Genomic DNA, 21,023 nt, shown 5'->3' with positions numbered 1-21,023 from the left:
TTTTCTTTTATGCGGCACCTAGCTTTCATACTAATTATGAACACTTATTTATTCAATTGATTATAACGCAGCGTTTTCACAGTTCTGTCTTTCCAATACCCCCCATAAGGCACTTTCTGGCTTAACTGTCCGTAGAGGTGATGGAGTAATAAATTACCCTCTAACAAAACACCGGCATGATTGGGCACATCCGCTTGAACCTGCATAATGATTACATCGCCCGTCTGCGGGTCGCCTGTGACTTCAACAAAACCGGCATTCTCAAAATTCTCTATGTAAAGGTTTTCACCTTGCTCCCACCAATGATAATTAACCCGATAGTCATTCAGTTCAACACCGCATTGTTGGCGGTAATAGCTCATAATGAGACCATAGCAATCATAGACACCCAACACAAACGGGCGACCGAGTAGCGGCAATTCACCGCGCGGATAGATTGTCCTGAAATCACCCTCTGGGTAGCTCACAATGTGCCACGGCAATTCAGTAAAATCACATTGTGCCTCATCTAAATCACTGGGCATAGTAGTTGCGTCCGGGTGACTATGAACAATACCGGTAATAGTTCCCCAGATTGATGCGGCTAAATAATCACCGGGGTCTAGCTGGAATTGTTCGGCGGGATTAGGGGCTAAATTTTTGCAGGGAAAGTATTTTTCTACGCGGCTTTTCTGGGCAATCACCCCACAACATTCATTGGGATGCATCTGTTTAGCGTGTTCAAATATGGCCGTTAATGTCTTATCATTCATGGCTATCTCCTGATAAGGGACGAGGCCGGAAACCCACCAAATGATAGCTCATTATCTTCACCGTAACGCAACTTACACGCAATGACGGTGCCGGGGCATCGGTCTTTGCTCGGATCATCGGTCGGGTTGTTGTCAATATCAAAATAGTTTGTTCCGGCGTAGTCGCAACCTTTCCCTGTCCGATACCAGCCACGGGCACACCATGTGCATACGCCGTGAATTTGCCGGGTGGGAATAATCAGGCCATCCAGTGACGCCGGGCTGGCTAATTCAAAAACCACAGTCTTATCGGTTTCAGATGTTTTTCTGTTGATGTAAAACATGAGCTGCCGCTCTTGTTGCGGATCAGCGGTAGGGTTACCCTGCGGGAAATTTTTCGCATCCAGATAATGAACAAATGTATCATGGATAGCGACTTTCGCTTGTACCATGTCATCAAATTGCAGACATAGCGCGGTGACCGTTCCCTCAATATTCGCAACAGATAAGCGAGGGCGGGCAGCCTGTCCATCCGTGGACATGTCCAGTCCCTCTATCTGAACAGGCCACGGTTTATATTCCTGCCCCTGCCACCAAAGGGACTTCGGCTGCGGCTGACTACCTGTCTCCTCGGCGGTGTCAATTTCTTCGGGCGTCACAGGCATACCATACGCATGAAAACGAAGCACATCGGCACCGAATTTTGTCCCGTCAATCTCGTAGAGCCGGACGGTATTTCCGGCGTCCAGCTTTTGTACGTCAGCAGTAAACATGATTGTCCTCTATGGCGCGTGCGCCTCAATGAATTCAGTTGACAGGGCATAGGTTTTGTAATCAATGGCCTGATACTTATAGCTCTCGCACCGAAACAGCCCCTTGCTCGCCAGCGGGGGCGTCCAGATAAATGACTTATGCCCTTCATGCCGGTCAAGAAAGGCGATAATCTCAGTAATGTGTTTTTCATTACCGACAAAATCCAATGTCCATCTCATCGACTTGGGGTTAATCCCCGCACCAGAGACCTGTTCATAACCGTCACCGAATTTCGCTTTTCGGATAGCAAATTCAACATTGGAACTGGCATTCACGCGCGGCAGCCATGTGAATATTTCCATTATTTCGCCCTTATCGCTTTGTTGATGGCACCACCCTGCCGCAAATCCCGGTCGCGTTCAGCGTAGTAGACCTGAGCAACAGCCTGAGCAAAACGACGCCCGAAGGCGTCATTATCGCCTTTCGATGATGAACTTTCAGTTTTCCCGTCCGTGATGTAGACATTGATATTGGTGCCCCCTTGATCACCCAAGCCCTTTGGGGAAATAGCACGCACACCCAGAGAGCCATCGGCACTACGGGTCAGCGGCATGATGGCTTCCGGCCCCGCTTCACCCATCAGTCCCGCCCCTTTCGCAAACGCAAACAATGTCGGACTATTGACTATCTGACCGCTGTAGCTACTCAGGCTGGGAGAATTATAAACACCGCCTTTGGCATTCTTGACGAACGTAGACATGAAGCCGTTGAACGCCCCACCCGCACCGCCACCGAATGAAGAGGCCAGCATTTCAAATGCCTTATTCGCAGCAATTTTCATTAAACTCTGAACGACGCTCTGTGCCATTGAAGCGAACATTTCAGAAATGCCTTCTTTGAGCGATTTAGTTCCGGTTAGCAGCCCCGTAATCATGTTGCCCATGCGTTCGCTGACAGTATCAAACAGGTTGACTGCGATTGCGTGATAGGTACTTTGGGCAGCAAATAACTGTTTCGCCGCTTCAATGCGTTTCGTGTTGTTTTCCGTTTCGGCGGCCGCAATTAGTTCATTCTTACGCTGTTCACTGATAACAGTTGCGTCAGCATAGGACTGATAAAGCGCCTTTTTGCGTTCAAGTTGGTTTTCCAGATCCTGTATTGGGTCAACTTCGCCCCGTAAGTTATCTCTGGCGGAAACGGCATACTGCTGTCTGGCGTCCGCATTGCCTCTAACCTCGTCTTTCCAGATATCCCCTTTTCGATAGGTGTATTCGGCGGGTGACTCAATTTGACCATTGTTCTTCTGCCGCTCCAGTTGCTCTGTCGCTTCTTGGGTTCTTTTAGCAACATTACGGAATGGATCCGCTTCGATAGCAGCCTGTAAGTCCTGATAACGCTGCTTGGTTTCCTCCAGTCGCTTGTTAAGCTGGTTCAGGTGGTTGTTCTGTTCCTGAGTAAACTTACTGACGTTATTTTGAGAATTGGCGAATAGCTCGGCGGCAGCATTGCCCTCTTTATAGCGGATCGCTTCGGTGGCCAGTTGCGTATTCAGTTCGGCCACTTTATTCGTGTAATCTTCTGCGGTTTTGGCGGCTTTCCGTGTGGCACTTTCTGCCTCGCTTTGAGCTTTTCGGGCGGCTTCGTCCTGCTTACGTAGGGCTTCGGCATTTTGGTATACCTGAGCCGCGTTATTAATGACCTGATTCACATAGGGCTTTTGTTGCCTATCATCCGGATTCAACCCCCCATCAACGGCTTTGTAATACGCCTCACGCCTGACTTTATCTAATCCCTTCCTTTTAGAAAGATCAATTTCCCTTTCCTGGTCTTTCAGTAACGACTTTATTTTGTCGTTTGGCTCGAATTTCACTACCGGCACGGGAACATGGATACCCGACACATCAATCCCTAAGTTTTTGATCCGTTCCAGAAGACTGACAGTAAGCTCCAGCTTTTGATTTTGCAGCGCCAGCGTCACATTGCCGGTTTTGCGCATTTCGTTAATCGCTGTGATGAACCTTTTCTCTTTCTCCCCATTGATTGTTTGTTGGTCACCCAGACTCGTGAGGGCAGACGTGATTTCACCGACCGTTTTCAGGGCAGCTTCATACGCCGAACGGCTTTCTGAAAGTTTAGTGCTGAACTCGGTGATCTTGATGTCAGTATTTTTACCGTTGCTTTTATCCTTCATGAAAAGATTGAGGCTGATTTGGTTTTTATTCATCTCCTTCCTGAACTTTTCCACATCCTCTTTAGCCACGGCAAGATCTTCTTTTAACTGATTCTTGGTGTCCCTGAGTTGAACAGGATCCATCTTGCTCAGTTCTTCCTTGATTTTTGTCGCCTCTTTCGCGTGCGCCCGGGCTTCTTCTTTGGCCTGCTTTTGGTTTTGGTACAGCAGGTAGGCTGCACCGGCGGCCATAATCAGTATCCCCGGCAGTCCACCGACAGCGCCGAGCAGTGCACCGCCCATTCTTGAACCGAGCGAGGTGACCGCATTGAGTCGCGCTTGTGCGGCGGCTCTTGCATTGATGCTTTGTGTCACTCTGGCCTGCGCTGCCGCTTCTGCGACCAGTGTCCGGTTCAGTCTCGCTTCTGCGGCGGCGAAGGTCTGTGTGTTTGTCGTCTGAAGCAGGCGTGAACGCGCGGCGATAACGTTTTGTTGTGCCTGATAAGCGCTGGCTCTCGCTGAGGCAACCTGAACCTGAGAATTACGGTAAGCTTGATCCGCGTTATTAATTTCGGCGCGGGAATTCTGGATCAACGCAGAGGTTGATGCCCCAATCGCTGATACCCTGTTACCCAGCGCCCGCGCCCCGAACAGACCGACTGCCACTGCGCCCGCCGCAGCGACGTCGTTAATATTTTTAGACAGGTCATCCAGTACCCCGGCGAGAACGCGGGTAGTACCCGTGGCTTCATTCGCCCCACCGATCCATTCCATGAAGGCGTTTTGTACGCGCATCAGGGATTTTTCAACCGTCGCCCCCATTGAAAGGCCTTCTGCTTTCAGTTTCTCCAGTTGGCTCAGTAAAGCGGGAATGACTTTATCCATCGTCAACAGGCCGTCGTTCGCCATGCCTTTTAATTGGGTTCTGGCGACGCCCATACCGTCAGCCAGTGCCTGAATGATTCGACTGCCGTTCTCCGCCATCGCGTTAAATTCTTCACCCCGCAGGACACCGGACGACATGGCTTGTGAAAATTGGACCAGCACCGAACTGGATTCTGAAGCATTCGCGCCTGATATTCTCAACCCCGTCGATAGCGCTTCCGTCATATTAACAATGTCTTGTGAGGCATATTGGAGTGCCCGCATCGGGGCAGCCGCACGGGCAAAGACCGTGGCATTGGCCTCGAATGATGTTCCGGTTTTTTGACTCATCTCCATCAATAACCGCTGGCTATTGGCTAAATCGATACTGGACGCCGTCGCCAGTTTCAAGCGGGAATTGAGGTTTGTCCATTTGTCGGCGGTTTCAATCAGTTTACTGGTGGCGAAGATGCCGGCAAACGCGCCCGCCATCCCGACGGCAGAGTCTTTCACTGAAACCAGCTGGCTGTTCAGGTCACGCAGGGCGGCACGGCTGCCACGCGCCGCCGCCGCCGCACCCCGGTTGCCATTTTCCATCACCCGGTGGTAATTTTCTCCCAGCCGGGCAGCCCGGGCAATTTCCGCCTGATACGAGCTGGAATTGGCCGAGATTTTGATAATCAGTTCACGCAGTTTTGCCACAGTGTCACCTATGTGAGATTAGCAAAGAAGTTTTCGAAGTCGTCGCCGCTTTCCTCATCGGGATTACCCCATTGCAGCAGCGCCTCGCTCAGCCCGACTTTGACACCCTGTGACTGATAAACCGCGGAGGCAATTTGCGCGGCCTGAATGTCACCCCGACGGTCGCTGAGGGGGTTTTCACGGTCGTAGGCCAGCCACAGCATCAGTTCGCTGGCACTTAACCCGCCCTGCAATTCGGACAGGGTTTTACCGAGGCGCAGGGCCAGCGTCAGCATAAAGCCGGTTAATGGAGATCGGACTTTTTTTCGGCTTCATCACCGGTGGTCACCAGACTGAGTGCCTGATGTAACAGGCGGGAATGCACGGGGGCGTAGATATCCATCACGGCCTCCATATCGTCCGGAGTAAAGACCGGTTCACCGTGTTCATCGCACAGCACATCGATAAACAGCACGACATCGGCACGGGTATTGCGCAGCACCTTTTCTGCCGTGGAGAGTGTTCCTTCTTTGTCTGTTGGCGAGGTCACTTCATTCCAGCGGATCCATGCCCCAGCTGACGGTTCACGCAGGGTGACGGTGGCGTTATCCCACTCAGTCACGGTTACCGTTTTGGTGCGAAAGCCCAGTTTCGGGGTTAATGCCAGTTGACGAATATTCATGATTATTGTCCTTCCTGTGTGTTGGTTTGCAGTTTTTTCGCCAGCGGTGTCGGGCGGCCTTTCATGCGCAAGGTGAAGGAGGCGCTGACGATGCCATTGGCGGCAGCCTGCCATGATTCCTGCCTGACCTCAGCCAAGAAGGTATAGCCATTGCCGCTGGGGAACTGGACACGGAAGGCATAGGCTTGGTCGGTGCTGTAGGCGAGGCGCAAAATGTCCTGCCCTTCCTCGTCGGCCGTCCAGTGCCCGGAGAGGGTAATTTCAGCCGGGGCCGCCAGTCCGTTAATCATCTCCTGTTCACGGGAACCGAGCGTAGTGACCTCAATGTCACTTTTTTGACCGCCGGTGTAGTTGATTTCTTTGACGGAAGTGTCAATTGCCACCCATTTTATCAGGGTGCTGGTTGCGTCATTGGCTGCCTCAGCAGAAACCGACAGCGAGGTCGCCAGTGTTTTTTCATACTTAGCCATATTATCTCCGGGATTAGGAATAGATTTTAAATTCGACGGTCGCGCGATACAGCCCCGTGTCATTTTCGTAACTGTTCTCACGTTCTACTTCAAAAGGTTGCAATGTTTTGATGGCACTGAAGGCGTCGCCACAAATCCGGTCGGCGTCGTCCAGCCCGGGCGCGTAGGCATCAATCTGAACCCGCGTCATTTTGACCGACTGGCCGCTCAGTACATCGGTGTAGATACTGTAGGTGGAAAATACGCACCACGGCGCCGCGGTTTTTCTTTCGGTTTGCGGGATTAAATAGGGAAACACCCGACCGGGCAGTACCGGATCTAACAATGTAAACAAATCGCCGTCTGTCATTTTGCCAGTACCTCATCAATGGCTTTCAACGCCGCATTAAATACCGCATCGGCGGCGGCATCTGATTTGGATTCAAAGGCCGGATCAATGAACGGCTTCGGGGCCATCTTTGAGGTGCCTTTTTCCAGAAAGCGCCAGTAGTAGGCGTTGCGGGGGTCGTTTTTCTTCATTTTGGGGTCGCTGTTGGTGCCGGATTGATTCGATCCCCGCACATAAACACCTGAAGACACTGAGCCGTCACGCTGCTTTTTACGGTTAGTCGCCATAATGTTCTTTTTGAGCTTACCGGTGCGTTTGGGGGCGCGGCTGCGGGTCTCATCGCGCAGGACTTTCGCCCCGGCATAGGTGCCACGGCGTAACACCTTGTCGCTCTCGGCTTTGCTGAGTAACGCCAAATCCTGCGACAGGTCTTTAAGTGCTGAAAAATCCACGGTCGTCATTGCTTTACACCCTCCTGACAGAGTAATTCCAACAAGGTTAATTTGTTGTCCGGCATCGCCGCCTGAATCGCGTAGGTTTTGCCCTGAAAGACAACAGCCATGGTGGTATCGATATCAGCACGGTAACGTATCCAGAACCGGACGAGGCTTTCAGACAGCACCGTCTTGGCCGCCACCAACTCGCGGCCGCTGATAAATTTCGCTTCCGCCCAGACCGTCGCCACGGTGTAGCGTTCGTTGACAACGCCACCAGATGGACTTCGGCGGGTGCGGATACCCTGAATGTCGATGCGGTGACGCAATCGGCCAATATTCATAGTTCACCTCACAGACAGTAGCGTTTATAGGGTTGCAGCAGGGCTTTCACGGCAAATGGCAGGGTGGCCACTGACTGCCCCACAACCACGGCCGTGCGGTTCTCATACCAGTGACCGATCAGCAGTAAAATGGCCTGAATAACCGCCTCATCCAATATCAGCGCCTGAGACTCCGGCGGGATCACCCCGGCTTCCGGCACATGCAGGGTTTTTCTGTCGGTATAATTCAGGGCATATTGCAGGGCGGCGTTTTCATATTGCCGGAGCAGGTCATCATCATGGGGTGAGTCTATCCGGCAATGATCTTTGATTGTTGGGAGAGGTATCATGCGTCACCTGTTATCAAAAAAGCGGCCTGTGACAGCCGCTGAATATGATTAACCTTTGGCCGTTGCGGTGAAGTCACCGTAAATGAAAGCTTCCGGGCGTTTGACTGCCAGCGCCAGACGCTCTTCACAACGAATGGAGATCATGTTTTTGCCGAAATCGTCCTCGTTTTCGCTGGAAATCACGACGTTCACCTGTTCACGGTCAAAAATCTGGGCAGCAGAATCGAACGCGCCCACCAGAAACTTACCGCGGAACGCCGCCACATCCGTGGCAATAACCGGCAGTCCCCACAACGTCGGCGAGGTATAGCCTTGGGGGTTGGATAGCAGGTAACGGCCGAGACTGTCCTTGATTAATTCCACCGTCGCCCAGTCCACAAAGTGGGTCACGATGGCCGACGGCGGCAGCAGGGCTAACTGCGCCTGCAACATCGCCAGACGGATATCGTCAATCGCGGTCGCCTTGTCGACCTTGATTTCCGCTTTGTACTTGCTGGCCTGCGGCACAATGCCCTTGATATTGCCGTTCGCCCCGTCACCGAACAGGATTTGTTGTTCTTCAACAAATTTCAAGCCGTAGCGCATTTCGCTGTCAATCAGGGATTTCAACTGTCCGAAATCGTCCAGTACCTGCTTGGAGGCCTTGAACATGTGCGCCAGCGTGGCTACCGGAGTGATTTGCGTCGCAAACTGAATATCACTGTAGGGCTTCGCGGTACCTTCCGGTACGGCAGCGGCTTTATTGGTAAACCCAGTTTGCTGCACCCAGAAAATCGCGTTAGACGTGGTTGTCCCGCCGGCAATCAAATCGCGGATAAACAGGCGATGTTTGGGTTTCACGTCAATTTCCGGCAGACGGTGCGGCTCGATCACCCGGTCAGGCACTTGCGGGGTTGTCAAGGCCGCTTGTACCGGCACGGAAATGCGGCGGTTGGCAGAAATATTGCCGCTCACCTCTTTCATCAGTTCAGCAGAAATCACCTGCTGGCCCAGCGTCTGCACAACCTGCACTGCATTGTGCAGGGGCATTTGTGCAACATGCTGTTGCAGCTCGCCTAATTCCGCCTTGATGGATTTCTCCGCTTCACGCAGCGTATTCAGTTCCGCCGCCATCTTGTCCACCGCCGCCTTGGTTTCCGTGGACAGTCCGCCGACTTTCTTCGCTTCATTCAGGGCTTCTTCGGCTTTGGCATTGAACTGGCTGTTAGCCGCTTCGATTTTGGCAGACAGGTTTTTCAGTAATTCATTGGTATCAGACATACATTCTCCAGATTATGGGTGTGCCGGTGCAAAGGCGTTTATCGTCTTTTCCAGTTCGGCTAAAGTGTCAATATTGATATCGGTAGCGCCCGGCATACCGTGATTGTGAGACGCAGCGCCCGGCGTGCGCCCGTTTAACGCATTGAACAGTTTTCTGCGCTCTGCGCGGGGGACATGGGATTTAGCCAGCAGGGCATCCAGTTTGCGCAAGGCGGCTTGCGGGCTGTCGTTGCCGTCGTCAATCACGTCGGCGGTTAACAACCCGTCAGCAAATCCCTGCGCGATGGCCTCGGTGTGGTTGATAAACGTTTCATCGTCCATCATTTGGGCAATACTGGCCTTGTCGATACCGGTGCGTGCGGCATAGATATCAATCAATGAATCATCAAACGGCCTGAGTGCCTCAGCGACCGCAACCAGTTCATTTTTATTGCCGCAACAACAGGTCCAGGCGTTATGGATCATCAGGAACGCCCCGCGTCCCATGTTAATTTCATCCCCGGCCATCGCAATCACTGAGGCGGCGGATGCGGCCAGCCCCAGCACGTTAACCGTGACCTGCCCGCTATGGTTGCGCAACAGGTTGTAAATGGCGATACCCTCAAACACATCCCCACCCGGACTGTTAATATTGACAATGACGTCCTGATCACCCATTGCCCGTAATGCGCCCGCTATCCGTTTGGCCGTGACGCCCTCGTCCCAAAAACTCTCACCAATCACATCGAGAATAGAGAGGGTGTTATCCGTACTCGTCGCTCTGATCCCCCCATTCCATTTGTCGAGCGCCAGCGGTCGGATATCGTTAACGGTCGCGTTAAATGGCCTGCCCTCCGGTGCGACAGGCATGTGTTTAATCTTCATGGTTGTTATCCTCTGGCGGTAATTTTTTCTCCACCTCCTCCCCTAACAGATCTATCGGTGTCAGGTTCAGCTGTACGGTGAAAACGTCCCCGCCCTCAATTGGCGGTAAATTCTCTTTGCGCCTGACCTCGTTGCGGCTCATCCATGCATTTTGTAATGCCGTGGCGTAGTACGAAGCCCGCCCTCTGCTGTCTGCACGCAGCAGCCCCTCCACGTTGAATTCAGCGTAATAATCGCTGTCAGAATCCAGCAGACACCGCGCGATTTCCTGCTCGATATTGACCAGCAACGGCCTGAGCGTGTGGGTCAGGAACTGCATGTTCATCCCCTCCAGTGACGATGCCCAGCTGGATTGTTTTGTGGCGTGTCCCACCATCACCGGTGGCACCCGAAACCAGCGGCAAATTTCTTCCACATTGTAGGCGCGACTTTGTAACAACTGTGCCGCCTCCGGGTTCATCGTGATGTTCTGGTACGTCAAATCCCCCGGCAGCACCATCATTTTCCCGGCGTTTTTTGACCCCACGAACGCCTGAATGTGTTGCCGAATGCCGTTAATTTGCTCTTCGGTTAAATCGGTATTTGCAGACGCAGAAATAAAGCCAGAGCTTTGCAGTCCGTTTTCGAAAACTTTGGCCGCCGCCTCATCTGTGGATAACGCCGCGCCAATCACATCACGCCCGGTTTTCACCGGGATCAATCCGCTCAACCCGTCGATACCGAACCCACGAATGTGCATCATGTTTTTGACGGGGATAACCCGACGCCTGCCCTGATGTTCCCCGCTATTGTCGGCGTAGGTGTATTCAATATCACCGCCCGGCAAGCGTTTAATGTTCATGTTTTGCGGCAGCAGTGGGATCAGCGCCACCAGTTTATGACCGATGAACTTCTTTTCGATAAAGGCGTTGCCGCGCAAACAGAGACTGGCGACCACCGTTAACATAAACCGGGATTGGGTCATCTCCAGATTAGGGCGGTTGCACAGAATGGGGTAAACCGGATGGTTTTTCGCCAGTTCACGGGAGCCGTCATCATGGGATTTGTACAGCTTGAGCGGCAGCGTTGATACGGTTTCACTCAGCAACCGGACGCAGGCCCACACCGTGGATAATTGCAGGGCGCTGTCCGCACTGACCGTTTTGCCGCTGCTGCTCATCCCTGTCCATTCCTGCCAGAAACTCCCATCCAGTAAACCAATGGGAACCCCCATCCAGCTCAGGAGGGTACCTTTAATTCTGCCTATCTTTTTCGCCACTTATACCCCCACCATGATTGGGTTCTGGAGGAACGCATCCAGCCCCGATGAACCTTTCGCATTGTTTAATGCACCTGCTGCCATCACCAGCGCCACCATGCCATCCATGCGCCCCGTGGATTTGTCTTTCGCGAGTTTCCGGTTGCCGGCCGCATCCCGCTCAACCACCGCATTCGCGGCACACATGGTTAACACGGGATGATTAGCGTGGTTTACCTGCCCTTCCAGTAATAGCTGTTCTGTTTTATCCATGGCGGGGGACATGTCCTTATAGCCCTGTCCAAATTCGGCCATTTTCAGGGACAAGCCAGCCCGCCTGACTTCCTTCTTAAATATCTCTATCCGCCAACGATCAAAGTGGAGTATTTCAATGTCGAAGTTTTCCACAATGTCAGCGAGTTCTTTTGCAATATACTCATAGTCCACGGTCGCCCCCGGCGTGGTGCGCAAAAAGCCTTGTTTTTTCCATACGTCGTAAGGCACGCGGTCAGTTTTCGCCCGATCCAGCAGCGTCTTGTCCGGTGTCCAGAAGAACGGGTGAACATTCCATTTACCCGACGCCGATTTGCCGATAATCACCAGTGCCGTGAGATCTTTGGCTGCCGACAAATCCAGCCCGGCGTAACATTTGCCGACGATAGGCTCCAGTTCCCCGGCGCATTCCATCCATGTATTGCGGGAAATGAACGGCGACACCAGTGATACCCGCTGATTCAGCATCAGGTTACGGAAGCTGTTTTCTTGTGACGGCATCCGCGCGGCACGTTTGGCGTGTTCCTCAATATCTTTCAGTGATCGGAAGGTATCCAGCGCCGGGTTAGCCGCCCGCCATGCCGCCGGATCGGTAATGGCTAAATCCATCGGTGCCGTGTAAACGTGTGAAACGATTTTGGGGTCGTTGGAGTTTGCCGCATCATCCAGCCAGATACTGAGTAAATCGGCATCCGTGGGTGCCTGCGTACTGATAGCGACCAACAGCGGGTTTTCATGCGCCCCCTGCGAGGTCGTGATAGCGTCGATAAAATCGTTTTGCGCCCCTTTCACCTGCCCGACTTCATCCAGTATCGCCAGCACCGGTGACAGCCCGTGTGTCGTTTTACCATCGGCGGACAGTGCCTTGTATTCAACATTGCAGGGTTTGCCGATCAGCCGCTTGCTGCTGGGGATAATGTGAATAAGCTGCTGCAACCGGGGGTTCAGGTTAATCATCTTCACCGCCAGATTAAACACAATGGCCGCCTGTTCCCGGCTCATGGCACCGCTTACGATTTGGGAATTCTGCACCGCCTCAGTGCCGACCAGATGGGCCAACAGAATGCCGGCAATCAATCCCGTTTTGCCATTCTTGCGGGCAATCGATAAGTACGCGGTGCGCGTGCCGTGGGGATTGTCGTAGATATCCCGGATAAATTGTTTCTGGAACGCCTCTAACCGCATGGGCTGCCCCAGCAGCACCCCTTCTGGCACAATGCAATAACGCTCGATAAACGCGATGACCTTCTCACCGCGCGATAATTGACTGACCATCCTTTCTCCTTAGTGCCAGGGCGACGCCAGCAAGCCATCGTCCTCAACTTCGCCCAGCAAGGCGCGGGCGTCGGCATCGTTTTGATTCTTGTTGCGCTGGTCACGGCTTTCGCCATTGGTGGCGCGTGAATGGATTTGCAGACCGGAGCGCTGGGCAATAATCACGCGGGTTAATTCGAGTTTGTACTTGCGGTTTTCCTTGATCGCCTTTTCGTCACGGGTCTCGGAGTAATCCGACTCCAGCTTGCGCAGGTAGTGACTGACTTCCATCAGGGCATATTGGTTATTCGCCAGACTGACCACTTCAATCAGGTCGGAAGGTGTCCAGAGATTGAGCGCTTTTGTGCGAATGTTGTCATTGTAAAAGTCGATGGCTTCCGGCATTAAGCCTGCGTGCGCCGGCGGTTCGAGGGTGTCCTGAAATGCGTTGACAATCGCCTGCATCTTGCCTTTGAGGCTGTCTGAACGCGTGCGTTTTGTCATTTACAGCCTCCTGTTAATGTCAAGCTGTTTGTGGCCTTTTTTGACCTTTTTTGTTAAAAAACTGCGTTAGCGATATCGTTGAGGGATAGCGGCGGTCTAATACTTTCTGGATGGAACTTTATAATCACCCTAGTTATCATTACGCATAAAGTCATTGCATTTGTTTTCATTCCGGTTGATATAAATTTTATTCCGTCATTTATTCCAGTGTGAATGATCATCTATCGGGATGCCGTTGATATCGCAGCCAATCTCTCGATTGCACTTCTCAATACGTTGCTTAGTCGAGTTGTGATGTGAGGCGCACAGTGACTGCCAGTTCGCCTTACCCCAGAACAAACGCCGTGCGATTTTAATGGCCTCGCTATCATTGGCATTAATCGCATCCTTAAGTTTATGCGGGACGATATGATCGACCACAGTAGCCGGGGCTAACTTGCCCTGCTGACGGCACATCACACATAAGGGATGTTGTTGCAAGAACGCCAGCCGTGCCTTACTCCATTTGCTGTTGTAGATTTGGGACATGGCATTACCTCTTGTAGAACAGACCGCCGCCTCGTCTCTCACGGGTGACGAACTGGCGTATCTCTTCACGGATTATCTGACGGAGGTGATCGTCGTTATCCTTTATTACCGCTTGGGGTATGACCGCCTCTTTCATGTAAACCTTTCCGGTTACATCGAAGACCTTGAAGCTATCGGCAGCAATTCGAGCCTTAGCACCTGTATCTACTGCCAGTGTTATACCTGCGTCATAGCGACGACCGTTAATGCGACCCACTTGTTCAGCAATATTTTTCAACTGTGATTTAAGTTGGTTCAGTGTGTCAGTGTCACACTTGAAATCAATGATGAAGGTATGTGTTAGGGTACTCTGTGTCATGTTCTGTTCTCCAAAAAGAAAAACCACCAGCGTTAACTGATGGCATGGGGTATTCCTTTAACCACTCAAGGGAATGGGTAAAGGAATATTGGCTTTAGTTTCAGAGAGTAACTAACTGTTAATTATTATTCGTTTGTTATTGAGGAAAGATGGGGGTATGGATTATTGCAAATATATTATTTATTGGAGGTTCTTATGTATACCTGCCCCATTTGCCTTCAAAAGTTTTGGAAGCCAGCTAAGTTAGAGAGGCATATGCGAGCCCATACAGGAGAGAAGCCTTTTCAGTGTGATATTTGCGAATACACGAGTCCTCGGGAGGACAACTTAAAAAGGCATATGCGAGCCCATATAGGAGAGAAGCCTTTTCAGTGTGATATTTGCGAATACACGAGTACTCGGAAGGACAACTTAAAAAGTCATCTGAGCCGCATGCATAATATGAACCGCGAGTATAATACTCCGATTCCTGTCCAAAACTATCAACCCAGCACTTCTGGTTTGAATACGCAGCCCCCTAACACATTCACATCTTCGCTAAAACAAAGAGGTGCATCACCATCTAATGTCGATAACAGCGCAACTTTTGCTCGTATGCGTCAAAGTATGCAAGAACCAGATAGACGACAAAGAGCCCCGCACCTCATACCTGCTGCACAATCTGGTGGTCCTGTTAGGGAGCTAACTCCTTCGACATCACAACATCCTACCCCATATCAGCAACCGGCTACTCAAGAAAGATTTTCAACATTACGCTCTCTATTAGAAAATAGCCCTTCCCCGCCCGAACCATCTGGTTTGAATGTACGACAAAGAAGTGTATCTCCTTATCCTTATGAACGAGCGCCACTATCTATACAACCACCGGGTGCTCCGAGGCCACAAACTCCACTGTCACCACCTTCAGTGCGCACAACTTCACCAATAGGGCATCCAGTTCGATCGCGATCGGTTAGCCCTACCGCAGAATTCCTGAGAAGAAATTCTTCGTCTGAGGCATTACCCCGGTTAGATATAGATGATGATGATTTTCTTTAATACTTATCTGAATCTGCCCCTTCGCCTTCTGGACAAAATCATACCACATCACCCCAGTCTCATTTGCTCTGGGGTGGCTGTTTATTTATGTCAGTCTTTCCACGTGATCGCTTTTACTGCCCACATCTGGGCGTCCATAATGCGACGCACCGCTTCGTTGTGAATCATCAGCGCTTCTTCTGATGTCGCTTTCTGCATGCTGTCTTGAATTAAATCAATTGTGTCAGCGGCATTCTGTTTTACCGCATCAACCAGAATATTACCGCCTGGGTTAAAGCTAATACCTACCAATTTTTGTCCTAATGTCATACTCATCGGGAACACTCCGTTTTTATGTAATCCTGCAAATATCTTAATTTTGCGAGGTCGTTGATGATGCTTTCTCGGATATCGAGAACAGTTGATCCAGTTTCTCCAGAGAGTTCGACGGTGGTTGCATCGCCCATGCTGCTGGAGGCAACGGTGTTAGGCACGGAGGGACAGATGGCTTTGATGCGCAACTTGCGACGGCCAGCGGCAACATCAGCCCGAAGAGTATCAATTTCAGATTTGGCATTGTCGAGTTCCTGAATGTGTTTGGTCTCCAGCTCTGCAAGGTTTTGGATTCGTGCTTGCTGGTTGGTGATGATGGCGTTTTTCTCTGATAGCTGAGTAGTCAGTGACTTTTTCTCATCTGTGAGCCGTCCATTTTCCACATACACTGAATAGATGGAATATGCAGCCGAACCAATCAGAACGATACCGACTACCACTGAAACAGCTTTAACTTTCCACTTCATAAAAGCTCAAACGCTTTCTCAAACGTTGCCTCTGAATACGGTTGCTTGCCGTTCTCGTGCCGGATGATGGACTTGGCCAATCCAATCAACGTCACTTTATCGACAGTCATCACCTGATGAGGATCGACACCTAACGCCTTGGCCACACCATTGATATAAGCCGAAGTGTTATTTTCGTTAGTGGGTGCCCAGCGGTCTATCATCTTCGCGACGGTCTGATAGCCTTTTTTGTGGTAATTGCACAACAGCTTCATCAGTGCCCGAATACCATACTCTGGTGATTCAAACCGACAAAACCGAGATTCAATCTTCGGGTCGTGAGGCAATTGACCCTGCCACTTATTCGCTGAGTTGTGGTCAATGTTGCCGGGATTGTTATTACGAATGCCTCTGGTCATTATTTATCTCCCAACCGTTTATTGATGGCACGGATAGCAAACTCACGTATTTTTTCAACGCCAATAAAACCAATGACACCCCCGATTGCCGGCGCGAAACTACTGGGAACGCCAAACATCTCTAAGCCACTGGACACGCTCCATGACAAGGCACCACAGAGCAGCGCTTCGACCCAACGGTTCTTGCGTTCCACGCCGTCATAAATCAGGCGGCCATAACAGATAGCTATTGCCAAAACAGAGCCGGATATCTGCGGCCACGAATTTTGCAGGCCATTGAGCAGCTCAGCCCATACATCAGGATTTTCTTTCATCTTCATATTCCACCCCATTTGAACAATGGGCGTCCGTGGGGTGAGCTATGGTCGCCCCTGTGAGTTAGTTAAAAGTAATAAGTTGATACTTAAGGTATGTTGTTAGATCAGCCAAACATTAACTAATCAATAGAGGGATGGCTGATTACCTCTGTGAAGGATAAAAAATGAGCTACGAATTTGAAAAAATCAAAGTTGACGAAATTAATCTAGAAGATATGACTTATGCAGTTCCAGTACTGTTCACTATTTTGGCCGGGATGGTCACAAACAAAGAGCCTGAAAAATTGGATCAGCTCTATAAATTGTTCGATAAGGTTTTAGAAAACAATGAAGATGGAACAAGTCGAGAGTCAATAGCCTTAGTTGGACAAATAACTAAATTTTCCCTAAGCGAAAAATAATCCTTCCATCACATTTACGCAGAATAGCCATATCATTTTCAATTATACAGCTCGCAGATTTATTTTTTTCAACGAGCTGTTTTTCCAACCCAACAACCTTTCTTTCCAGTTCTTCAATACGATTTTCCATCATTCACCTCACGAGTGAGTTAATAGGATGCCGACCGCAATAGGAGATACGGAGGTACGGAGGTACTGGGAGTGATTGCGGCGGCAAATTAGATAATAAGCAATATCGAGCGCCCAAATATAGACGCTCTGTATTGGTTACTGTATGGAACCAGCTACAAGTCCACTTCGGCCTCGACAGACCGTGCGAACAGTGTCACCCGTCAGAGTGGTAATGTAGGCTTGGTCTGTTTTTTTGATGTCGTGATTAATCAGATTGCCGTTCTGGCTATGCTCGACACGGGCAATAACATTATCAGCGACATCTTTCGGGAAAAACTCCAGACGATACATGTCTCCCAAGATCCATGACTCTTCTACTGAACGACCGTTTCTTTCTGTGATTAGCTTTAATGCGTACATGGTTAATTTCCTCATTGCGTAGGTAACAAAAAAGGCCACCTAAGTGACCTTCGATAATTTGGTGGAACCTCTCGGAATCGAACCGAGTCCTGATGCTCTTCAGGCATCCGCGCGAACCCTCTACGCCAAAGTTCCAGATACAAAAAAGGCCACACCGGAGCGCAGCCCTGAATTTGAACTAGTCAGTCTCACCGACAGGTTGAGTTATCCATGGGGATCAAGGTGCTGCTCATATCACCCGAAATAATATTTAACCAATTGATTTTACAGTGATATAAGGTGCTGTCCGACCCCGATCAATTATCCGGTATTGATAAATTAATCATCGAGGATCAAATTAGTGAGGTTAATTTTTAATCACCGAGGTTTATCATGAACACGAACGCATACACCCTGATTGGACGCGCTATCTGTCAGTTATTGGATGACAACACACCGATTTATAAAACGACTATCGGCGAGGCGATGTCGGATATTTTTAACGCCGAATATCGCGGCGTCTATGATGAACGATGCGAAACATTCAATGACGCGCTGAAATTACTGATGAATAAAAATGAAAATTGACTACGAGTAGATAGCAAAAAGCCCCGCACTGGGCGAGGCTTGTTGATTCTATAAGCTGTGTGACATTGCTTTCACTCTTATCACAATAACACTATTTTTACGTACGTAAAGTTATTTTCAGAAAATACTACACAACTGATGCTGGTTAATATTTATTGGTTCTTTTTGGACGCATTTATCCATCTCCAATGGAATATCTAACATCATCAGCATTCCCTCAATCATCCCCTCAGATTTTTGTAACTTCTTCCCGATGTGCCCATCAGAACAATTATGATCACGTGCTAATTGCATGAACGTTTTACCGAATACGTAATAGTCGAACAGTAAATCATGCGCATCGCTATTTTTTTGGTTCAACTTTGCCATGCAGTTGGAAATAATGATTGCGTCATCATCGCAACACTGCACCCGAGATTTGATTTTACTGGGGATCAGCCCTTTAAACCCCGCCGCAATAGACGGCCAGTTAACATCCTCTCTGTTATCAGCCGCCCACGCCCCCCAGCGCTCTAATACCATCTGAATATCACGCATTATGCTGTCTCCCGCTGTTTTTTCATAAATACCAACTGCCGGACTTCGTCCGCGTTCTGGAGCATGTCGTTAAAATCGTCACGGTCAGGCCAGCGAACACTGACCTTTTCTACCTCGTTATGACTCAATAAATTTTTATGTGCGCACTCCATCGCGGCAGCATGGCCTGCGGCGTTCCAGTCCATATCTGTAAAAATGATTAAATGCTTAACGCCACGGGGAGCCTTAAAGCGCTTCATTAATGCCGTATTCAGCACTGCCCACGTATTCACACCATAAAGTTGCTTGCAGGACAGTGCCGTCTCGATGCCCTCAGCGATGCCCAGCGTTGAATCCACAGGCGACATCCTGATAGCCACCGATTCGGCGTGCGCCAGATAACTGGCTTCCTGTAGCGACATCATCTTCTTGGTCACATCTAAAGGCGCTTTCCGATCCCCGTCCAGATAGGTTCGGTGCAGGTAACACAATTGACCGCGTGAGTCTGTCGCTAATGCCCACATCGCCTGATAATCCCCTTTATAGGTCGGCTGCTTTTCACAGAAGCGGATTTGCTCAATGGGGTGATGGCTGTAAATCTCCCGGCTTTGAAGGTATTTTTCCGCTGAGGTGCCTTTCAGTTCCGGCATGCGTGAGTAAAGGGTGATTATCTTTTGGCGGTTATCTGCAACCGTGCTTGCTTTAGGTTTGGGTGTGACCTTATCGCGCTGAATACCCAATAGCTGATCAATCTCATCCGCCAGCACCTTAAATTCTTTTTTCTGCGTCAACCTGAGCAGTGCCCAGCCGTCCCCGGCATTGCAGGTACAGATGAATGTTCCGCGTCCGTCACGATCATCAATGCGAAACTTGCCTATCTGCTTACATATCGGACACTTTCCTTTAAAGTGCTTCTTGCCTGTCACGGGCGGTAAACCGTAGTATTCGAAAACTTTAGGCCAGTGGCCAATAACGGCATCGGTCGTATTTATTCTGTTCACAGCCTGTCTCCCTGATGTGATGATCTGCCTAATTTTTCACGGATATCGCGCACTTTTTGGTGAGCAACCTCAAGACGCATTTCCTGCTGCTCGTTGCTGGGCGGTTGCACCTGTTCCGCTTTCTTGCGGGATTTCGCGAAGGCAATTTGTTTGTGCTTGATGAAATTACTGACTTCGGGGGTCATCTCTTGTGGGGTGTCATGGAGACCGCGAGGCCAAACGTCGAACTTGTCTTTAAAGGTGTTGGATACCCAACCGTCACTGATGGTCTTACCCTGTGAGGCGCGCTGGTTCTGGTAATACTTCAACTGCGAGTAGAAACTTTGCTTTTCGGCTTGGGTGTAGATACGCTCTTTCTTACTGAGTTTCTGGATGGTGCGGCTGGTATCGACATCAATGTTTTCACCCACCAATGGCTTAAAGCCACACTTGGGGCAGACATAGACCCCTGCTGGCTTCATGTAATGACAGGAGGAGCATTCTTTCGGTAACTTCTCCCGCTTCTCCTGCTCACGGTAGCTGGAACTGGATTTCATGCCGTCATTCTTGCTGGGCAGTTCGTCGTATTCGATATCATCGGGGTAGCCGAGACGGTGCACAGAGCCGGAGTGATCCAGAATGATGGCCGCTTTCTTCTGAACTTTGGGTACATTGATAACAATGTCTGCTGGTAAGTCATTGTCAGAAACAATAATAGTGTCACCATTATCTTGGTGAAGGTTCATGATGATGTCGCGTACATGCTCGATATCATCTTTACAGGCCGTTTTGAACAAGACTCTAAACATGTTTCCAGACCTCACCTTGTTTAATCCATGTAATAGTTGATGCGACAACACCAAACTCAGCGGCTAAGTCACGGCAAAGCCCCTTATAGGGAGTTTTTAACCTTTCTCTTATTTCAATGACGTCTTTAGCAGTTAACTTGGCTGTTCCTACCTGCTCACCATGAGGTATATTTCTGAATAACTTCTCTCCTGAGTGACGCCTGTTTTCTAAATTAGTGACCCACTCAAGATTTTCGACACGATTGTCCGACTTCATTCCATTGGTATGATTAACCTGAGGTTTATTGTCGGGGTTCGGTATCCAAGCCAATGCAACTAAGCGATGTACCTGATACGAGCGATCCCTAATGCAAACATGCTGATATTTACCGTAACGGGTGTTTTTTGATTTCGCATCCTTGCCTCTGTTGGTTGATTGTCGGTATATCCGCTCCTTCCGAACTGAATAGGACTGATTCTTTTTGTTCCAAAGACGATAACTACCCGCTTTAACCACCGAGCCGCATCTGGATACATACACAACGGCCTCAGTGGTTTCGGGCATGTCATCAGAACGCCACGAGAAGGCTTTTTTAAATTCCATGATTAGCCTCCTTGATTTCCCTGCCTGCAAGTAAGCTGCT

The 21,023-nt window shown here is 50.0% G+C and carries 30 protein-coding genes and 1 tRNA gene; 2 read left to right on the top strand and 29 right to left on the bottom strand.

The genetic code is table 11. From position 1 onward, the window contains the following. Positions 1–44: 44 nt before the first annotated feature. The 22 genes from XBJ1_RS08750 to XBJ1_RS08645 all read right to left on the bottom strand — a co-directional run bounded on the left by XBJ1_RS08750 (position 45) and on the right by XBJ1_RS08645 (position 16,599). The gene (locus XBJ1_RS08750) at positions 45–752 is read right to left on the bottom strand and encodes a C40 family peptidase (RefSeq protein WP_012988518.1); all 708 of its coding nucleotides are present in this window, start codon (positions 750–752) and stop codon (positions 45–47) included. Positions 753–754: 2 nt separating this feature from the next. Continuing rightward, positions 755–1,507, bottom strand: coding sequence for a phage minor tail protein L (locus tag XBJ1_RS08745; protein ID WP_419184850.1), 753 nt, complete (start codon positions 1,505–1,507; stop codon positions 755–757). A 6-nt stretch (positions 1,508–1,513) separates the two neighbouring features. Further along, positions 1,514–1,846 carry a phage tail protein gene (locus tag XBJ1_RS08740; RefSeq protein WP_012987254.1) on the bottom strand — a complete coding sequence of 111 codons (333 nt, stop codon included), beginning with the start codon at positions 1,844–1,846 and terminating at the stop codon, positions 1,514–1,516. Next, the gene (locus tag XBJ1_RS08735) at positions 1,846–5,220 is read right to left on the bottom strand and encodes a tape measure protein (protein WP_012988517.1); all 3,375 of its coding nucleotides are present in this window, start codon (positions 5,218–5,220) and stop codon (positions 1,846–1,848) included. The genes XBJ1_RS08740 and XBJ1_RS08735 overlap by 1 nt, the downstream gene beginning before the upstream one ends. 8 nt (positions 5,221–5,228) lie before the next feature. Continuing rightward, on the bottom strand, positions 5,229–5,495 hold the full coding sequence (locus XBJ1_RS08730) for a phage tail assembly protein T (protein ID WP_012987256.1): 267 nt from the start codon (positions 5,493–5,495) through the stop codon (positions 5,229–5,231). 8 nt (positions 5,496–5,503) lie between these two features. Further along, on the bottom strand, positions 5,504–5,881 hold the full coding sequence (locus tag XBJ1_RS08725; protein ID WP_012987257.1) for a phage tail assembly chaperone: 378 nt from the start codon (positions 5,879–5,881) through the stop codon (positions 5,504–5,506). 2 nt (positions 5,882–5,883) lie between these two features. Then, positions 5,884–6,351, bottom strand: a complete 468-nt coding sequence (locus XBJ1_RS08720; RefSeq protein ID WP_012987258.1) for a phage tail tube protein — start codon at positions 6,349–6,351, stop codon at positions 5,884–5,886. Positions 6,352–6,364: 13 nt separating this feature from the next. After that, on the bottom strand, positions 6,365–6,700 hold the full coding sequence (locus tag XBJ1_RS08715; RefSeq protein ID WP_012988516.1) for a DUF3168 domain-containing protein: 336 nt from the start codon (positions 6,698–6,700) through the stop codon (positions 6,365–6,367). Next, complete coding sequence (locus XBJ1_RS08710) at positions 6,697–7,140, bottom strand: HK97-gp10 family putative phage morphogenesis protein (protein ID WP_012988515.1); 444 nt, start codon at positions 7,138–7,140, stop codon at positions 6,697–6,699. The genes XBJ1_RS08715 and XBJ1_RS08710 overlap by 4 nt, the downstream gene beginning before the upstream one ends. Beyond that, on the bottom strand, positions 7,137–7,457 hold the full coding sequence (locus tag XBJ1_RS08705; RefSeq protein WP_012988514.1) for a phage head closure protein: 321 nt from the start codon (positions 7,455–7,457) through the stop codon (positions 7,137–7,139). The genes XBJ1_RS08710 and XBJ1_RS08705 overlap by 4 nt, the downstream gene beginning before the upstream one ends. An 8-nt stretch (positions 7,458–7,465) precedes the next feature. After that, entirely contained in the window at positions 7,466–7,786 is a 321-nt protein-coding gene (locus XBJ1_RS08700) for a head-tail connector protein (protein ID WP_012988513.1), read from the bottom strand. 48 nt (positions 7,787–7,834) lie between these two features. Next, positions 7,835–9,046: a phage major capsid protein gene (locus XBJ1_RS08695; protein ID WP_012988512.1), complete on the bottom strand. Its 1,212-nt coding sequence runs from the start codon at positions 9,044–9,046 to the stop codon at positions 7,835–7,837. Positions 9,047–9,058: 12 nt separating this feature from the next. After that, complete coding sequence (locus tag XBJ1_RS08690) at positions 9,059–9,910, bottom strand: head maturation protease, ClpP-related (protein WP_012988511.1); 852 nt, start codon at positions 9,908–9,910, stop codon at positions 9,059–9,061. Beyond that, positions 9,900–11,123, bottom strand: a complete 1,224-nt coding sequence (locus XBJ1_RS08685; protein WP_012988510.1) for a phage portal protein — start codon at positions 11,121–11,123, stop codon at positions 9,900–9,902. The genes XBJ1_RS08690 and XBJ1_RS08685 overlap by 11 nt, the downstream gene beginning before the upstream one ends. Before the next feature lie 45 nt (positions 11,124–11,168). Beyond that, positions 11,169–12,695, bottom strand: coding sequence for a terminase large subunit (locus XBJ1_RS08680; RefSeq protein ID WP_012988509.1), 1,527 nt, complete (start codon positions 12,693–12,695; stop codon positions 11,169–11,171). Positions 12,696–12,704: 9 nt separating this feature from the next. Beyond that, positions 12,705–13,178, bottom strand: coding sequence for a hypothetical protein (locus XBJ1_RS08675; protein ID WP_012988508.1), 474 nt, complete (start codon positions 13,176–13,178; stop codon positions 12,705–12,707). Positions 13,179–13,373: 195 nt separating this feature from the next. Continuing rightward, positions 13,374–13,706, bottom strand: coding sequence for an HNH endonuclease signature motif containing protein (locus XBJ1_RS08670; RefSeq protein WP_012988506.1), 333 nt, complete (start codon positions 13,704–13,706; stop codon positions 13,374–13,376). 4 nt (positions 13,707–13,710) lie between these two features. Then, positions 13,711–14,064 carry a hypothetical protein gene (locus XBJ1_RS21795; RefSeq protein ID WP_012988505.1) on the bottom strand — a complete coding sequence of 118 codons (354 nt, stop codon included), beginning with the start codon at positions 14,062–14,064 and terminating at the stop codon, positions 13,711–13,713. 1,128 nt (positions 14,065–15,192) lie between these two features. Next, a complete protein-coding gene (locus tag XBJ1_RS08660; protein WP_012988503.1) occupies positions 15,193–15,417 on the bottom strand; it encodes a hypothetical protein in 225 nt (74 codons plus the stop codon). Further along, complete coding sequence (locus XBJ1_RS20745) at positions 15,414–15,881, bottom strand: lysis protein (protein ID WP_012988502.1); 468 nt, start codon at positions 15,879–15,881, stop codon at positions 15,414–15,416. Before XBJ1_RS20745 ends, XBJ1_RS08660 begins: the two co-directional genes overlap by 4 nt. Next, positions 15,878–16,279 (bottom strand): structural protein, encoded by a 402-nt coding sequence (locus XBJ1_RS08650; RefSeq protein ID WP_012988501.1) that lies wholly within the window; start codon positions 16,277–16,279, stop codon positions 15,878–15,880. The genes XBJ1_RS20745 and XBJ1_RS08650 overlap by 4 nt, the downstream gene beginning before the upstream one ends. After that, complete coding sequence (locus tag XBJ1_RS08645; protein WP_173346393.1) at positions 16,279–16,599, bottom strand: phage holin, lambda family; 321 nt, start codon at positions 16,597–16,599, stop codon at positions 16,279–16,281. Before XBJ1_RS08645 ends, XBJ1_RS08650 begins: the two co-directional genes overlap by 1 nt. A gap of 161 nt (positions 16,600–16,760) precedes the next feature. Here XBJ1_RS08645 and XBJ1_RS08640 point away from each other — a divergent pair, with 161 nt between their 5' ends. Next, positions 16,761–16,997 (top strand): hypothetical protein, encoded by a 237-nt coding sequence (locus XBJ1_RS08640; protein WP_012987279.1) that lies wholly within the window; start codon positions 16,761–16,763, stop codon positions 16,995–16,997. Here XBJ1_RS08640 and XBJ1_RS21790 read toward each other — a convergent pair. The 3 genes from XBJ1_RS21790 to XBJ1_RS08630 all read right to left on the bottom strand — a co-directional run bounded on the left by XBJ1_RS21790 (position 16,972) and on the right by XBJ1_RS08630 (position 17,663). Continuing rightward, a complete protein-coding gene (locus tag XBJ1_RS21790; protein ID WP_158304279.1) occupies positions 16,972–17,130 on the bottom strand; it encodes a hypothetical protein in 159 nt (52 codons plus the stop codon). The two genes, XBJ1_RS08640 and XBJ1_RS21790, sit on opposite strands and share 26 nt — an antisense overlap. Before the next feature lie 134 nt (positions 17,131–17,264). Further along, positions 17,265–17,528 (bottom strand): hypothetical protein, encoded by a 264-nt coding sequence (locus XBJ1_RS08635; RefSeq protein WP_012987282.1) that lies wholly within the window; start codon positions 17,526–17,528, stop codon positions 17,265–17,267. Positions 17,529–17,587: 59 nt separating this feature from the next. Continuing rightward, positions 17,588–17,663 (bottom strand) — tRNA-Phe (locus tag XBJ1_RS08630). Positions 17,664–17,900: 237 nt separating this feature from the next. On the opposite strand from XBJ1_RS08630, the gene XBJ1_RS08625 reads away from it, so the two are divergent. Continuing rightward, complete coding sequence (locus XBJ1_RS08625) at positions 17,901–18,095, top strand: hypothetical protein (protein ID WP_012988500.1); 195 nt, start codon at positions 17,901–17,903, stop codon at positions 18,093–18,095. A 117-nt stretch (positions 18,096–18,212) separates the two neighbouring features. Here XBJ1_RS08625 and XBJ1_RS08620 read toward each other — a convergent pair whose 3' ends face one another. Genes XBJ1_RS08620 through XBJ1_RS08605 form a run of 4 tightly spaced genes read right to left on the bottom strand, consistent with a single transcriptional unit; the run spans position 18,213 to position 20,983 of the window. After that, entirely contained in the window at positions 18,213–18,632 is a 420-nt protein-coding gene (locus tag XBJ1_RS08620; protein ID WP_012988499.1) for an antiterminator Q family protein, read from the bottom strand. Continuing rightward, complete coding sequence (locus XBJ1_RS08615) at positions 18,632–19,612, bottom strand: DUF7146 domain-containing protein (protein ID WP_012988498.1); 981 nt, start codon at positions 19,610–19,612, stop codon at positions 18,632–18,634. The genes XBJ1_RS08620 and XBJ1_RS08615 overlap by 1 nt, the downstream gene beginning before the upstream one ends. After that, positions 19,609–20,400, bottom strand: coding sequence for a hypothetical protein (locus XBJ1_RS08610; protein WP_012988497.1), 792 nt, complete (start codon positions 20,398–20,400; stop codon positions 19,609–19,611). Before XBJ1_RS08610 ends, XBJ1_RS08615 begins: the two co-directional genes overlap by 4 nt. Beyond that, positions 20,393–20,983, bottom strand: coding sequence for an HNH endonuclease (locus XBJ1_RS08605; protein WP_012988496.1), 591 nt, complete (start codon positions 20,981–20,983; stop codon positions 20,393–20,395). Before XBJ1_RS08605 ends, XBJ1_RS08610 begins: the two co-directional genes overlap by 8 nt. Between the last annotated feature and the right edge of the window lie 40 nt (positions 20,984–21,023).

Source organism: Xenorhabdus bovienii SS-2004 (genome assembly GCF_000027225.1).
Lineage (GTDB): Bacteria > Pseudomonadota > Gammaproteobacteria > Enterobacterales > Enterobacteriaceae > Xenorhabdus > Xenorhabdus bovienii_C.
This window is presented reverse-complemented; position numbering and strand designations above follow the sequence as displayed.

Excerpts from the sequence above, each read along its gene's own strand:
- XBJ1_RS08635 (WP_012987282.1), bottom strand. The coding sequence starts at position 17,528 with ATGTACGCATTAAAGCTAATCACAGAAAGAAACGGTCGTTCAGTAGAA.
- XBJ1_RS08625 (WP_012988500.1), top strand. The coding sequence starts at position 17,901 with ATGAACACGAACGCATACACCCTGATTGGACGCGCTATCTGTCAGTTA.
- XBJ1_RS08680 (WP_012988509.1), bottom strand. The coding sequence starts at position 12,695 with ATGGTCAGTCAATTATCGCGCGGTGAGAAGGTCATCGCGTTTATCGAG.
- XBJ1_RS08605 (WP_012988496.1), bottom strand. The coding sequence starts at position 20,983 with ATGGAATTTAAAAAAGCCTTCTCGTGGCGTTCTGATGACATGCCCGAA.
- XBJ1_RS21795 (WP_012988505.1), bottom strand. The coding sequence starts at position 14,064 with ATGACACAGAGTACCCTAACACATACCTTCATCATTGATTTCAAGTGT.
- XBJ1_RS21790 (WP_158304279.1), bottom strand. The coding sequence starts at position 17,130 with ATGATGGAAAATCGTATTGAAGAACTGGAAAGAAAGGTTGTTGGGTTG.
- XBJ1_RS08695 (WP_012988512.1), bottom strand. The coding sequence starts at position 9,046 with ATGTCTGATACCAATGAATTACTGAAAAACCTGTCTGCCAAAATCGAA.
- XBJ1_RS08705 (WP_012988514.1), bottom strand. The coding sequence starts at position 7,457 with ATGAATATTGGCCGATTGCGTCACCGCATCGACATTCAGGGTATCCGC.
- XBJ1_RS08650 (WP_012988501.1), bottom strand. The coding sequence starts at position 16,279 with ATGACCAGAGGCATTCGTAATAACAATCCCGGCAACATTGACCACAAC.
- XBJ1_RS08715 (WP_012988516.1), bottom strand. The coding sequence starts at position 6,700 with ATGACAGACGGCGATTTGTTTACATTGTTAGATCCGGTACTGCCCGGT.
- XBJ1_RS08610 (WP_012988497.1), bottom strand. The coding sequence starts at position 20,400 with ATGTTTAGAGTCTTGTTCAAAACGGCCTGTAAAGATGATATCGAGCAT.
- XBJ1_RS08670 (WP_012988506.1), bottom strand. The coding sequence starts at position 13,706 with ATGTCCCAAATCTACAACAGCAAATGGAGTAAGGCACGGCTGGCGTTC.
- XBJ1_RS08675 (WP_012988508.1), bottom strand. The coding sequence starts at position 13,178 with ATGACAAAACGCACGCGTTCAGACAGCCTCAAAGGCAAGATGCAGGCG.
- XBJ1_RS08710 (WP_012988515.1), bottom strand. The coding sequence starts at position 7,140 with ATGACGACCGTGGATTTTTCAGCACTTAAAGACCTGTCGCAGGATTTG.
- XBJ1_RS08740 (WP_012987254.1), bottom strand. The coding sequence starts at position 1,846 with ATGGAAATATTCACATGGCTGCCGCGCGTGAATGCCAGTTCCAATGTT.
- XBJ1_RS08660 (WP_012988503.1), bottom strand. The coding sequence starts at position 15,417 with ATGAGTATGACATTAGGACAAAAATTGGTAGGTATTAGCTTTAACCCA.
- XBJ1_RS08620 (WP_012988499.1), bottom strand. The coding sequence starts at position 18,632 with ATGCGTGATATTCAGATGGTATTAGAGCGCTGGGGGGCGTGGGCGGCT.
- XBJ1_RS08730 (WP_012987256.1), bottom strand. The coding sequence starts at position 5,495 with ATGCTGACGCTGGCCCTGCGCCTCGGTAAAACCCTGTCCGAATTGCAG.
- XBJ1_RS20745 (WP_012988502.1), bottom strand. The coding sequence starts at position 15,881 with ATGAAGTGGAAAGTTAAAGCTGTTTCAGTGGTAGTCGGTATCGTTCTG.
- XBJ1_RS08640 (WP_012987279.1), top strand. The coding sequence starts at position 16,761 with ATGAGCTACGAATTTGAAAAAATCAAAGTTGACGAAATTAATCTAGAA.
- XBJ1_RS08720 (WP_012987258.1), bottom strand. The coding sequence starts at position 6,351 with ATGGCTAAGTATGAAAAAACACTGGCGACCTCGCTGTCGGTTTCTGCT.
- XBJ1_RS08690 (WP_012988511.1), bottom strand. The coding sequence starts at position 9,910 with ATGAAGATTAAACACATGCCTGTCGCACCGGAGGGCAGGCCATTTAAC.
- XBJ1_RS08645 (WP_173346393.1), bottom strand. The coding sequence starts at position 16,599 with ATGAAGATGAAAGAAAATCCTGATGTATGGGCTGAGCTGCTCAATGGC.
- XBJ1_RS08725 (WP_012987257.1), bottom strand. The coding sequence starts at position 5,881 with ATGAATATTCGTCAACTGGCATTAACCCCGAAACTGGGCTTTCGCACC.
- XBJ1_RS08685 (WP_012988510.1), bottom strand. The coding sequence starts at position 11,123 with ATGGGGGTTCCCATTGGTTTACTGGATGGGAGTTTCTGGCAGGAATGG.
- XBJ1_RS08700 (WP_012988513.1), bottom strand. The coding sequence starts at position 7,786 with ATGATACCTCTCCCAACAATCAAAGATCATTGCCGGATAGACTCACCC.
- XBJ1_RS08750 (WP_012988518.1), bottom strand. The coding sequence starts at position 752 with ATGAATGATAAGACATTAACGGCCATATTTGAACACGCTAAACAGATG.